The organism is Campylobacter sp. CH246 (assembly GCF_004378835.1).
GTDB classification, from domain to species: Bacteria; Campylobacterota; Campylobacteria; order Campylobacterales; family Campylobacteraceae; genus Campylobacter_D; species Campylobacter_D jejuni.
Genome location: NZ_RYYA01000002.1, coordinates 40,394 through 53,708, shown reverse-complemented (window position 1 = coordinate 53,708; position 13,315 = coordinate 40,394). Strand labels below are relative to the sequence as shown.

General features: G+C 28.8%; 8 protein-coding genes and 1 pseudogene. 6 read left to right on the top strand and 3 right to left on the bottom strand.

Annotated elements, in window-relative coordinates; all coding sequences use genetic code 11:
• Positions 1-16 precede the first annotated feature (16 nt).
• Entirely contained in the window at positions 17-1,522 is a 1,506-nt protein-coding gene (gene pta / locus ELQ06_RS01895) for a phosphate acetyltransferase (protein ID WP_075912943.1), read from the top strand.
• A gap of 13 nt (positions 1,523-1,535) precedes the next feature.
• Positions 1,536-2,726 (top strand): acetate kinase, encoded by a 1,191-nt coding sequence (locus ELQ06_RS01890; protein ID WP_052797762.1) that lies wholly within the window; start codon positions 1,536-1,538, stop codon positions 2,724-2,726.
• Between the two features lie 27 nt (positions 2,727-2,753).
• On the opposite strand, the pseudogene ELQ06_RS01885 reads toward ELQ06_RS01890, so the two are convergent.
• Positions 2,754-6,506: pseudogene (locus ELQ06_RS01885) on the bottom strand (class I SAM-dependent DNA methyltransferase).
• Between the two features lie 149 nt (positions 6,507-6,655).
• Here ELQ06_RS01885 and ELQ06_RS01880 point away from each other — a divergent pair.
• Positions 6,656-7,147: a hypothetical protein gene (locus tag ELQ06_RS01880; protein WP_002852223.1), complete on the top strand. Its 492-nt coding sequence runs from the start codon at positions 6,656-6,658 to the stop codon at positions 7,145-7,147.
• Here the strand turns inward: ELQ06_RS01880 and ELQ06_RS01875 are convergent.
• Together ELQ06_RS01875 and rsmH are read right to left on the bottom strand one after the other, a co-directional pair.
• Complete coding sequence (locus ELQ06_RS01875; protein WP_002888173.1) at positions 7,135-8,073, bottom strand: hypothetical protein; 939 nt, start codon at positions 8,071-8,073, stop codon at positions 7,135-7,137. The genes ELQ06_RS01880 and ELQ06_RS01875 overlap by 13 nt on opposite strands.
• Positions 8,073-9,011: a 16S rRNA (cytosine(1402)-N(4))-methyltransferase RsmH gene (rsmH, locus tag ELQ06_RS01870; RefSeq protein WP_002859605.1), complete on the bottom strand. Its 939-nt coding sequence runs from the start codon at positions 9,009-9,011 to the stop codon at positions 8,073-8,075. Before rsmH ends, ELQ06_RS01875 begins: the two co-directional genes overlap by 1 nt.
• Positions 9,012-9,169: 158 nt before the next feature.
• On the opposite strand from rsmH, the gene ELQ06_RS01865 reads away from it, so the two are divergent.
• The 3 genes from ELQ06_RS01865 to ftsZ are packed head-to-tail and all read left to right on the top strand — an operon-like array spanning position 9,170 to position 13,173.
• Positions 9,170-10,660, top strand: coding sequence for a peptidylprolyl isomerase (locus tag ELQ06_RS01865; protein WP_052777319.1), 1,491 nt, complete (start codon positions 9,170-9,172; stop codon positions 10,658-10,660).
• Positions 10,657-12,045 carry a cell division protein FtsA gene (gene ftsA / locus ELQ06_RS01860; protein ID WP_002859607.1) on the top strand — a complete coding sequence of 463 codons (1,389 nt, stop codon included), beginning with the start codon at positions 10,657-10,659 and terminating at the stop codon, positions 12,043-12,045. Before ELQ06_RS01865 ends, ftsA begins: the two co-directional genes overlap by 4 nt.
• 15 nt (positions 12,046-12,060) lie before the next feature.
• On the top strand, positions 12,061-13,173 hold the full coding sequence (ftsZ, locus tag ELQ06_RS01855) for a cell division protein FtsZ (protein WP_002852071.1): 1,113 nt from the start codon (positions 12,061-12,063) through the stop codon (positions 13,171-13,173).
• Positions 13,174-13,315 lie beyond the last annotated feature (142 nt).

Genomic DNA, 13,315 nt, shown 5'->3' with positions numbered 1-13,315 from the left:
TAAATTCAAGGAGAAAATGATGGCAAATCTTTATTTGATGAGATCTAGAAGTGATGAGTTAAATACTATTATTAGTACAAATTTGCTTAAAAATTATAGCAAAATTTACAAAAATATCGCAATTTATTGCCCTGTGATATACATACATCGCGTCCCTGTTTTGCAGGGTTGGTTGGAAGAATTTAATATCAATCAAACCGTAAAAAGCGCCTATGGTTTTACCTTTAGAGAGGCAATGGAGGAATTTAGCAAAGATCCTCATAATTTTTTTAATGTTATTTTAGAAGAATACGAAGAGTTAAAACGCAAATACGATTTTGTGCTTGTAAATAGTTTTTGCGAATTTGGAATACTTGATGGATTTGATCTTAGTATAAAATTAGCTAAAAATCTTAATACCCCTATCGCTGCTATTATTAACGATGAAGATAAACTTATAGCTCAAAAATATTTCGATCATGCCCTAGATGGTCGTAATTATGTTTTGATTAATGAAAATTTTAATTTTGAAGAAGTGCAAAAGCTTAAAGAGTATGATTTTATAACTCCGCATCGTTTTAAATATGAATTGATTAAACAAAGCGTAAAAAATAAAAAAACCGTTGTTTTACCAGAAAGTAATGATGAGAGAATTTTAAAAGCTGCTGAAATTTTATTAAAAAGTAAAGTTGTTGATCTTATTTTATTGGGCGATGAAGAAAAAATCAAACAAGATGCTACTAGATTAAGTCTTGATTTAAGTGCTATGCAAATTATGAATCCACTTAATTCAGAATATAATCAAGAATTTACTTCTATTCTTTATGAAGCAAGAAAATCTAAAGGCATGAGTTTAGAAGAGGCTAGGAAGCTAGTTCAGGATAAAACTTATTTTGGAACTTTGCTTATACATACTGGAAAAGCTGATGCTATGGTTAGTGGAGCATCAACTACTACAGCTGAAACGATTCGCCCAGCATTACAGCTTATTAAAACTAAAGAAGGCATTAGTTCCGTTTCAGGAATTTTCTTTATGGGACTTGAAGATCAAGTTTTAGCTTTTGCTGATTGTGCTGTAAATCCAAGCCCAAGTGCTGAGCAACTTGCAACTAGTGCTTATGTAAGTGCTATGACTGCTAAATCTTTTGGACTTGAACCAAGAATAGCTTTGCTTTCTTATTCTAGTGGTGATAGCGGTAAAGGAGAAAGCGTAGATCTTGTAAAAGAAGCATTAAAGATTGCTAAAGAAAAATATCCTGAGTTGAATATAGATGGTCCTATGCAGTTTGACTGCGCTTATGATCCAAAAACTGCAGCAAAGAAAATGCCAAATTCTAAGATAGCAGGTCATGCAAATGTGTATATTTTTCCTGATCTTAACGCAGCAAATATTTGTTACAAAGCAGTTCAAAGAACTGCTAATGCTTTAGCAATCGGTCCTATTTTGCAAGGTCTTAAAAAACCTGTCAATGATTTAAGTCGTGGATGTTTGGTAGATGATATTGTAGATACCGTAATTTTAAGTGCAATACAAGCTCAATAGAAAGGAATGATAAATGAAAATTTTAGTTTTAAATTCAGGTTCTTCATCGATTAAATTTAAATTTTTTGATAATAAAATCGTTAAAGCCAGTGGATTGGTAGAAAAAATTGGAGAGCAAAATTCAAAGGTTGTATTAAAAAATACTTTAAATAATGAAAGTTTTGAAAGAGAATTAACAATAAATAATCACGAAGAAGGCCTTAGTATAGTTAATGAGCTTTTTAAAGAATCAGGAATTTTAGCAGATTTAAATGCGCTTGATGGCTGTGGTCATCGTATAGTTCATGGGGGAAGAAATTTAAGCGAGCATTGTTTAGTGGATGATTATGTTCTTAAAGAGATAGATAGGGTTAGTATTTTTGCTCCTTTGCATAATCCTGCGCATTTAGCAGGTATAAAAACAATGATCAAAGCTGCACCTAGTGTTGCTAATGCAGCTATTTTTGATACAGCTTTTCATCGCACTATGCCTGATTTTGCTTATATGTATGCTTTGCCTTATGATTTTTATGATAAGCATAATATTAGAAGATATGGTTTTCATGGGACTTCTCATGCTTATGTTAGTTCTAGAGCGGCAAAATTTCTTCAAAAAGATCAAAATGAATTAAATGTCATCTCTGCTCATCTTGGAAATGGTGCAAGTGTATGTGCTATAGAAAAAGGTAAGAGTGTGGATACTTCTATGGGCTTTACTCCGCTTGAAGGACTTATTATGGGAACGCGTTGTGGAGATATAGATCCTGCTATTTTACCTTTTATTAGTCATCTTAAGGGTTTAACTATAGAAGAAATAGATACTCTAATGAATAAAAAAAGCGGAGTATATGGAATTTGTGGTTATAATGATTTTAGAGATATAGAAAGAGAGATAGAACAAGGTAATGATAAAGCACGCTTGGCTCTTGATATGTTTTGCTACCGTCTTGTAAAATACATAGGAGCTTATTTTGCTATATTACCAAAAACCGATGCTATTATTTTTACAGGTGGTATAGGAGAAAATGATAGTTTGGTTCGACAAAAAGTATGCGAGAGATTAGCTCATCTTGGTATCGAGTTAGATTTTGAACTTAACAAACAAAGGATTTCGGGCGAAAGAATGATAAATCATGCAAATTCTAAACTTAAAGTGCTTGTTATTCCTACAGATGAAGAATTAGAAATCGCTAGAATCACAGAAGAACTTATCGGTAAAAATTAAATTTTAAAAACTATATAAATCTTTCATTTATATAGTTTTTAGCAAGGTTATATATTCACTTTGCTTTTCGTTTAAAACCTTAAAAGTGCTTATCATGTAAGAAAATTCATCATCACTTAAACCATAAAGTTCTTTGACTAATAAATCATTTTTTGCTCTTAAGATATCATAAGCCTTTTTAGTTTTTGGAATTTCTTCATTTTTTATACTAAATTCTTGTTTTAGCTCATCAAAATGATGATTTTTATCATTGTAAAGTTGTAAAAGCAAGGCATTTTTAGCTAGAGTTTTATAGATTTCATTGTTTTGAATTTCTTCATCACTTGGTTGAGGCAGGGGAATTCTTTCTAGATAGGTTTTGCTTACATTGATTTGCACCATATTTCTTATGATAAAATCAACCACTAAAGAATTAAACAAAGCCAAAACAAATAAAATTCTTTCATAAGGCACTATATCCATACAAATTTCATCATCTTTTACAATATATTGTTTTGGTGCATTTGCAAACATACTATGTCCAAAACCACAATTTTTTGGCAATAAAGAAGCTATCAAGGTTCTTTCATTTGTATCGCTTGCAACAGCTCTATATCCAAGTCTAAAAAATTCTCTATCGTATTTTATCAATTTAGGATTTAATTCTTTTTGTGTAGCTTTTTTAGCTCTTGAAAGTTCTTTGCTTTTTAAACGCTCATCAAATTTAGCCTTTTCTAAAAAATAAGTAGCTTGGCTAAAATTTGCATCAAATTGATGTATCATTTTGCCTTCAAATAAAGGCAAAAGTCCTTCCCTAAACTCTTCTATAAACAAATCTTTATCACTAGTCATATTTAATTCTTGTCTAAAATCTATATAATCAAAAGACAAGTTTTGAAAAGCATTGTAGCATTTTCTTAGAATTTCTAAAGCCTGCTTGTCTTTTAACTCCATTAAGGCTAGGTGAGTTGGACTTAGCTTTTTGATATCTTTTAAACTTAGAGTTAAAATTTCATCTTTGTTTTTTAGTGAGTTCATATCTGTTTTATAAAACATCATTTTGATTTTATGAGTGTGATTTGCTTGCGTGTTTTTTATAAGCATAAGAGCAAATTTATACCTTGAATCCACATCAGCAAATATAGCTTGTCTATTTTCAAAACTATAAAAATATTCTAAAGTTTTATTTTCTAAAATTTCTTTTCTTAAAGTTAAGCTTCCATCTTCAAACATCAAAGCACTAGGAAGTACATAAGCTAAATTTCCATCTTGTTTTAAAAGAGAAAGATTTTTTTCTACAAAAAGACGAAATAAATTAATATCTTTTGTTAAAGAATTAGACATAAATGTGTTTTTATAATAAACATTAATTGCATCTATATGTGCTTTTTGTTTTTCATAATTTTGCTTTATATAATCTTTCGCTAGCAAATTGTCTTGAATTTCTTTTTTCTTGCTAGCGATTAAGCTTCTATAATCGCTTTTATATTGTGGAAAGAAATCATTATCGCTAAATTCTGACTTATCCCAAGGTGGATTACCTATGATGATATCAAAGCCTTTAAAGACTTGATTTTCTATGATTTCAGGAAATTCTAACTCATAGTTAAAGAAGTTAAATTCTTTTTGATATTTGCTAATGATAGCTTTTGCTTGTTCATTTTGGCTTAAATTTTGTATATCATCTTGGCTTAGGGCTTTTAGAATTTGTAATTCTTCTTTGTTGACAAAATGAAGCGTGTTGATATAGTTTAGGTATAAATTTAGTTTATTAAGTTTTGGTGTGATTTCATTTTGATAGATTTGTTTAGATTGTTTGATTTGTTCTTCGTTGGTATCTTTTAGATTATCAAGTTTTTCAAATACTTCTTGTAAAATTTCAAATTCTTGTGTTATGGAATTTGTAAAAAGGTTGCTTGAGTTTTGTTTTATCAAATCTTTAAAATCACTTAGGTTAGAATTGATCAAAGCATTGCCGCACTTTATGTGGTGTTCTATAAAAGAAAGTGGGGTTGTAAAGATAAAACTATCTATCCAAAGGCTAAGTTTAGTAAGCTCTATGCTAAAAGGGTTTAAATCCACCCCATAAATAATGCGTTTTAGTAAAAGTCGTTTTAAAATATCACTCTCATCTACTTCATAGTCTTGCACAAAATCTTTTATATAGTTTAAAATATTTTCTTTTTCTTCTTCGTAAAGTTCTTTTAAATTTGTAAAATGATCAAAATCTGATAAAACAATGTGTGTAATAGCATTTAAAACTCCAACTAAAAAATGTCCACTACCGCAAGCATTGTCTAGTATTTTAAATTTCAAAATATTTTCATTGTTTAGTTTATCTTTTAAGGCACTTTGGATTAAAAAATTAGCTATGGATTGAGGTGTGTAAAAGCTTGCGCTTGCTTTTCTTGAGTTGCTAGTATTTTTAAGGTAAATTTGTCCTTTTTTGTAAAAGGTGTATTTTTCTACTTTTTTTGATTTTTCTAAAATTTTGAAATCATAATTATCAAAATAACATTCTATTTCTTTTGATTTTTCTTTATAGCTTACATAGTAAATATCTTCATTTGCTATTTCAAAAAAATAAGAAAGCAAGCCTTCATAAATCGTGCCTAAATGTTCTACACTTAAAGTTTTGTAATCTCTTTTAAAGCTTAGATTTTTATCTTTAAAATTTAATAATTGGTTTAAAATGAATTTTAAATCTTTATCGTTAAAGATTTTTGGCGTGCTTAAAAGAGCGGTTTTGCTCTCATCAAACAAACCGCCATTAAAAACAGGCATATCAAAATTGCCTTTGCCTTTGTTGTAAATGTTGAAAATATTTTCAAGTTCTCCAAAGCCACCACTTGAGCTTTCATCTTCTTGTAAATTTTCAAGTAAGGTTCTAAGACTGATTTTACTTTTAAAATACTTATGTTTTTCTAGTATAATTTCAAATTTATCTTCAAAATAAGCAATAAATAAAAGCCTAAAGATAAAATATAAAGAATTTTCATAGATTAGTTTTAAATCCGCCTTTGTTTTATTGTAAATTCTAGAGCCTATGAATTCAAATAAAGATTCATTTCCATTAGTTCCGTAAATGATAGATTTTAAATCATCTTCTATTTTGATTTTTGAAAGTTTATTGTTTTGTAGAGTTATTTCTAAATGATCTTCTTTTTCTGTGAAATTAAAAGCGCTAAATACACTATAAAAATACGCAAAAGCTTCAATATTTTGATCTTCAATGATTTTTTCTAGATTGATTTCGTAAAAAACTTTGTTTGAATTCAGTATAGAATTATCATAAAAACGCCAAAATCTACCATTGGTTAAAAAACCATAATTTTTCTTAAGATTGCCTAGATATCTTAGAATTTAAAAGTGAGGGTTGTCTTTTACTTTTTTATTGTCTATTTCTATATTATAAGCTTTTGACTCTAAAATGATTGTGAAATCATTGCTTGATTTTTTTGTTTCTTTGTCTAAATTTTCGTATTTTGATTTTAATTTGTCATTGCTAAAAAGTAGAAAATCAGGTTTTTCCAATTTTCCTTGTATGATTTTTTCATCTTGTCTTACAAAGCACCACCCTAAAATTTCTAATACTTTTGATATAAATTCATCTTCAAATTGATGTTCGTTTTGTTTTATAAATTTGTTTTTGTCGTAAATTTTTGTAATTTTAGTTAAAATATCTCTAAAGGCTTTTTGATTTGCGTTGAAATTATAAATCTTAGGAAAGTCAATTTCTAAAGAATAGCTTGTAAAAAGATTATTGTTGAGGTATTTTTTAAGTTTTTGATAGTAATTCATGGCTTTCTTTCTAAAGTATTTTTAAAAATTTGACATTTTAAATTATATCTAAAAAACTTTAAAGACTTGTGCTTATTTATGAAAATGATTTTTTAGTTGGAATTAATTTTCTTTGGATAAAATTTTAATTAAAAAATAAAGCGTGGATTATGAAAAAATTTAAAGAATTTAGCCTTCGTTTTTTATTTAAAGTATCAGAGCAACCTGTTCTTATAAGAGATTTATTAGAGGCAAATGCACTTTTTAACGATGGAATGCTTGTAGATCCTTCTAAGCTAAATTTTAATTTCAAAATTCTAAATTCTTATATTTATTTTGGTGTTTTTTGCGCTGTGATTTTATTGCCATTGCTTTTGATTACTCATTATTTTTTAACAAAGCTTGACTTTCATATAAGCATAGTGAGCGCTGTTATGGTTACTGCTTGTGTATTTATAGGATATGATATTTTTAAAGTTTATACTCGCAAAATAATCTCAAAAAAAATAATACAAAAAGCCTGGGCTTTACACTTTCCTTATTTTGCTTATGAAAAGTACTCTACAATGGCGGGTGAATTTTATAAAGAAGCTTTAAAAGAAGAAATTCCAAAAGCAAATTTAGAGCAGTATGTTTTAGATAAGATTATTCATTCTAAATAATCTAAAATTTGATTTTGGAATCGCATATTTTCAAGTCTTCTTTTTAAGTCTTTATTTTCCTCGTTTAAAACACTTTCTTCTGTTCTTAATGTAGCAATCTCTCTACTAAGATAATAAATTTGATTTCTAATATAAATTTGTGGGGCAAATAAAAATAATGCAAAACTAACAAGTAAAGCTGCAAAAAGAAGATGATTGAAGTTTAGGTTTCTATCTTCTTTGGTAGCATTAGAGAAGCCTTCTAGTAAAATATTTTTTGCCTTTTGAGCATCTTCATCATTTTGTTGTTTTTCTTGAGCTTGATTAGATGGTTTTGGAAGTTCTTGTTTATTTTCTTGTGGTGTTATTTTTTTTTGTAAATTTTCTAAACTTTTCTTGATATTAGGTTGATTTTTAACATCTAGTTTTTTTTCTATAATTAGAGGTTTTTGTATTTTAGTTTCTGTTTTTTGAATTTTTTCTATAGAATTTGTAAGTTCCTTTTTTTCTTGTTTTGTTTGAGTGGTAGTTTGATTGCTTTTTGTTTGAATTTGTGTTTTGGTTTGGATATTTTTTATTTCGTTTGCTTTTTTTCTGCTAAATAAAAAATTTTTTTTAGTTTTTTTATTTTCTTCTTTTCTTCTTTCTTTCATTTTGGAAAAAATTTTTTTAGCAAGAGATTGCTTTTCTTCTAATTTAACATTGATTAGATCTTCTTTTAAATATATATTTGATTTTTTAGTATGTTTTGACTCATACTCTTCATCGAGTTCTTCTAAGAATTTATTAGGAGTCTTTTTTTTAAAACGACGTCTTAAAATATCATCGCTAGAAATTTCATCTCTTAAATCATCATCAAGCGGTTTGCCTTGATTTATGGCGCGAGAAAATTTCAGCATTTTTTGGCGTATGTTTTGGCGTTCTTTTATAAAATCATCTTCTAGCATTATTTATTGTCCAAATTATTAAAATAAAAAGCCCGCATTTTAGCACAACTAGAGCGAGAATTTTTTAAAAGTTCTTCCTTGCTCGCACTTATAGCTTTTTTAGTTATTATTTGTCCTAGGCTATGGTTATTTCCACATTCGCAACGCATTATTTTTTCATTGCAAATGCAGTTTTTTGACCATTTTTTGAAAAATTGTTTTACTATTCTATCTTCTAAAGAATGAAAGCTAATGATAGCTAAAATGCAATTTTTTGGTTTTAAATTTTCTAAATGTTCAAGAAAATCTTTAAGCACTTTAAGTTCTTGATTTACTTCTATTCTAATGGCTTGAAATGCTAAAGTAGCTTTGGAAATTTTTCTATGATTTTGTTTACCTTTTCCTATGATTTGATAAAGCTCTTTGGCACTTTTGATTGGATTTTTACTTCTTTCTAGGCAAATTTTTTCAGCAATAAAATGTGCATCATGTAATTCTCCATAATCTTTAAAAATGGAAGTTAATTGCTCTTTTGTATAAGTATTAATAATCTCATAAGCCGATATTTTGGAGTTTTGATTCATTCTCATATCCAAAAAGTCAGAATTTACACTAAAACCTCTTTCGTTATTATCAAGCTGAAATGAAGAAACTCCAATGTCTGCTAAAATACCTCTTAATTCTTCTTTATGTGAAATTTTTTCTAAAACTTCACTAAAATTACTTTGCATAAAAGTTATCCTATTGCGAAAATCTTTAAGACGTTTTTTAGAAAATTCTAAAGCTTGTTGATCTTGATCACAAGCAATGAATTTAAGATCAGGATGATTTTTAAGCAAAGCTTCACTATGTCCGCCAAATCCTAAAGTGCAGTCTAAAAAATAACCTGTTTTAAGATTTTTAAAAATCTCTTGAACTTCATTAAGCAAAACTGGGATATGAGGAATTTCCAAAATCAATCCTAATAAATTTTTATAAACTATAATTATAACTAAATTTCATTGTAAAAATCATAAAATTTAAAGAACAAATATTTTTTGGTAAAAATTTTATAATTAAACTCCACTTAAACACTTCTACGATACAATATCTAGTTTAAATTTAATCAAGGAATGATATGCTTACTTGGATGCAACATCATAAAAAATATCTTGTTGTTACTATATGGGTTAGTACTATAGCTTTTGTTGGCGCTGGCTTTTTAGGTTGGGGTGCTTATGATTTTAATCTCAATAGAAGTTCGAGTGTTGCAACTGTAGGAAATGAAAAGATAGGTTTTAGCGAATTTGATACTAGATATAGACAAATTTTAAGTTATTATAATCAAATTAGCAATGGTGCTTTAACTCCAGAAAATGCTGAGCAACTAGGCATTAAAAATATAGCTTTAAGCTCTCTTGTTGAAGATAAGCTTTTGTTAAATTTTGCCAAAGATTTGGGTATTGGCGTAAACGAGAATGAAATTTTACAAAAACTTGCAAATACTAGAGAATTTCAAGATCCTACAGGGGATTTTAACAAAACAATTTATTATGAACTTTTAAATGCCAATAATTTAACTCCAAAAGATTATGAAACACAACTTGCAAATGAAGTAATTACCGATAAACTTAATCAAATTTTTAATATTCCTAGCAAAGATGAGGAATTAAAAATGTTAGCTTCTAGTTATTTTATGCAAGATGCTTTAAGTATTGCAAAAATTGATTATGACAAAAAAAATATTAAGATTAACGAAGAGGATTTAAAAAAGCTTTGGAATGAACATAAAGAAGATTATAAAACTAAAAAAATATATGAAATTTCAACTTATTTTTTGCCAGTTAGCAATGAGAAAATTGACGACAAAGAATTAGAAAAATTTTATAATCAAGATGAAAATAAACTAAAATATAAAGATTTTGCAGGTAAAGTGATGGATTTTCAGTCTGCTAAAAATGAAGTTGCTAAAGATTACGCCTTAATGCAACTAAAGAATGTGGCTAATGCTAAATTTTTAGATTTAAAAAATGGGAAAGATAATTTTCAAAAAGATCAAAATATTAGTGAATCTGATGTTTATTATCCAATTGATCTTTTGAGTAAAGCTAAAAATGGAGATGTTTTACGGCCAGCACCTTATAATAACGGATATATCATAGTTAAACTAAATAAAGTAGATCCTATAAGAAATAAAACTTTTGAAGAAGCTAGAGAAGAAGTTTTACCTATGTATTTAAGCGAACAAACTAGAAAAAATTTAGAAGAAAAAGCTAAAAATAGTTTAGTAAATTTTAAAGGCGATGATATAGGCTTTGTAAGTCGAGATAGTTCTCGCGAGAGTGTAAAGGTTAGCGATAAAATATTAAACGATTCTGAATTTGCTTATTTTTTAATGAATGTATTTAATACTGATCAAAATAGTTCTTATGTGGTCATTAATGACAATAAAGCAATATTATATAAAATAAATAAACAAAAATTAGATATGAACTCCGATAAATTTGAACAATACAAAACTATGCTTGAACAAAATTTGCAAAATTTAAAAGCAAATGAGCTTAAGCAAGAACTTGTTGATGAACTTAAAAAGATATATCCGATAAAAATTTATTATAAAGGGAATTGATTTTGAATATATTAGGAATTGACTTAGGCTCAACCCAGACTTGTGCCATTATTGCTCAAAAAGATGAAGATGGATTAAAAATTATTGGTTTTTCCAAGTCGAAAACCAACGGGGTTAAAAAAGGTGCCATTACCAATATAGAGCTTGCTTCTAAATCTATTGAAGAGGCTGTTAGAAGTGCTGAGATGATGAGCGGAGTTCATTATGATAGGGTTGTGGTATCTATATCAGGTGCTTATACTAAAAGCGTTGATAGCATAGGTGTTGTTAATATTCCAAATCATGAAATAGGCATTAAAGAAATTCATCGTGCTGTAAGTACAGCTAAGCATACTGCCAATCTACCAAGTGGTTATGAAATTATCCATGTTTTGCCTTATAATTTTAAGGTTAATGATCTTGAACATGTTGATGATCCTTTGGGAATGAGTGGTAATCGTTTAGAAGTTTCAACCCATATAGTGATTTCACAAGAATCTCATATTAAAAATCTTAAGAAAGCAGTTGAATTAGCTGATTTAAGAGTGGATAATATAGTTCTTTCAGGATATGCTTCAGCTATAGCTTGTTTAGATGATAGCGAAAAGGAATTAGGTGCTGTTTTGATTGATATGGGTGGAGCGATTTGTGATATGGTTGTTCATACTGGAAATTCAATTAGATATAATGATTGTTTGCAAATTGGCTCGATTAATATCACCCAAGATTTATCAATGGCATTGCATACACCTTTAAAAGAAGCAGAAAAAATCAAGCTTAATTATGCAGCTCTTTCACAACAGCCTAATACCCTTATACAAATCCCTTCAATGGGTGATGAAAGAAAAGTTAATGAAGTTTCTTTGGATATTATTTCAAACGTAATTTATGCAAGAGCGGAAGAAACTTTGATGATTTTGGCAAAAATCTTAAGTGATAATCGTTATGCCAATGCTATAGGTGGCGGAGTTGTTTTAACAGGTGGAATGACTAAGTTAGCAGGTATTGATGAGCTAGCTCCTGCAACATTTGATAATCGCTCAGTTAGACTGGCTACTGCAAGAAAAGATTTGATTACTGGTTTTAGTGAAATTTTTAATGATCCTGAAAATACTTGTGCTATAGGACTTTGTTTATATGGAGCGGGATATTTTACGCCTTATGAACTTGATTCTAATGAGAAATTAAGATATAAAGGGGAAATTGAAAATTTTAATCGTCAAATTAAACAAGATATTGTTTTGCAAAAAGATACAGAAAGTGAAATAAAATCTGATTTTTTTGATGAAAATTTGCAAGAAAATGATACAATTGCAATACAAGAACAATTAGATTTTAAAGAGCCAAAAGAAAAAAAACCTAGTGTTTTTTCAAATATCTGGCATAAAATTATGAATCAATTTTAACAAGGAGAAATTTTTATGAGTGAATTTTTAGTAGAAGAAATGCAACATAATAAAGGTGCAAAAATTAAGGTTATAGGCTGCGGTGGCGGTGGCGGTAATATGATTAACCATATGGTTAAAATGGGATTAAATGATCTTGATTTAATTGCAGCGAATACTGATGCACAAGCTATTTCAATTTCATTAGCAAAAACTAAAATTCAACTTGGCGAGAAAAAAACTAAAGGTTTGGGCGCTGGTATGCTTCCTGAAGTAGGTGCAGAAAGTGCTAGAGAAAGTTTTGAAGAAATAAAAGCAAGTCTTAGTCAAAGTGATATTGTATTTATTGCTTCAGGTTTTGGTGGAGGTACTGGAACGGGTGCCACTCCAGTTATTGCACAAGCAGCTAAAGAGATTGGAGCTTTAACTGTTTCTGTTGTAACTATGCCTTTTGCATTCGAAGGAAAACAAAGAAAAAAACTTGCTGAAAGCGGTCTCCTTGAGCTTAAAAAAGAAAGTGATTCTATTCTTGTAATTCAAAATGAAAAATTATTGAGCATTATTGATAAAAAAGCAGGCATTAAAGATGCTTTTAGGTTGGTTGATGATATTTTAGCTCGTGCTGTAAAAGGTATGGTGTCTATCTTGCTTGATAATGGAGATATTAATGTTGACTTTGCGGATGTAAGAACCATCATGAGTCATCGCGGACTCGCGCTTATGGGTGTTGGTAGTGCTAGCGGTGAAAATGCTATAGAAGAGGCTCTTTCAAACGCTATAGAATCTCCTTTGCTTGATGGAATGGATATTAAAGGTGCCAAGGGAGTTATTTTACATTTTAAAACAAGTTCTAATTGCTCTTTGTTTGAAATTTCGGCAGCAGCAAATAGTATACAAGAAATTGTTGATGAAAATGCTAAGATTATTTTTGGTTCTACCACAGATGATAGCATGGAAGATAGAGTTGAAGTAACTATTATTGCGACAGGGTTTGAAGATAAAGATACAGTAGCTAAAAAATCTACCGAAGAAGCTCAAGCTTCTAAGAAAAATCCTTATTTAAGTCTTAAAAAGGTAAGTGGTGGTTACGATGAAGAGATAATGGCGCAAATTGAAACACCAACTTTCTTGCGTCGTCAAATGGATTAAAATTGATTTTTAAAGCAAGATTGAGTCAAATCTTGCTTTTTATAGTTTAAAATTCTCTCCTAATAATCTTTCAAATATTTATTTTTCTTTGTTTTTAAAAGTTGGAACACTCTTTGCTTTTATAGTTATAAAATCTTAAATT

Bases quoted from the DNA above. Each gene is read 5' to 3' on its own strand.
- pta (WP_075912943.1), top strand. From the start codon at position 17: ATGATGGCAAATCTTTATTTGATGAGATCTAGAAGTGATGAGTTAAAT.
- ELQ06_RS01890 (WP_052797762.1), top strand. From the start codon at position 1,536: ATGAAAATTTTAGTTTTAAATTCAGGTTCTTCATCGATTAAATTTAAA.
- ELQ06_RS01880 (WP_002852223.1), top strand. From the start codon at position 6,656: ATGAAAAAATTTAAAGAATTTAGCCTTCGTTTTTTATTTAAAGTATCA.
- ELQ06_RS01875 (WP_002888173.1), bottom strand. From the start codon at position 8,073: ATGCTAGAAGATGATTTTATAAAAGAACGCCAAAACATACGCCAAAAA.
- ELQ06_RS01865 (WP_052777319.1), top strand. From the start codon at position 9,170: ATGCTTACTTGGATGCAACATCATAAAAAATATCTTGTTGTTACTATA.
- ftsZ (WP_002852071.1), top strand. From the start codon at position 12,061: ATGAGTGAATTTTTAGTAGAAGAAATGCAACATAATAAAGGTGCAAAA.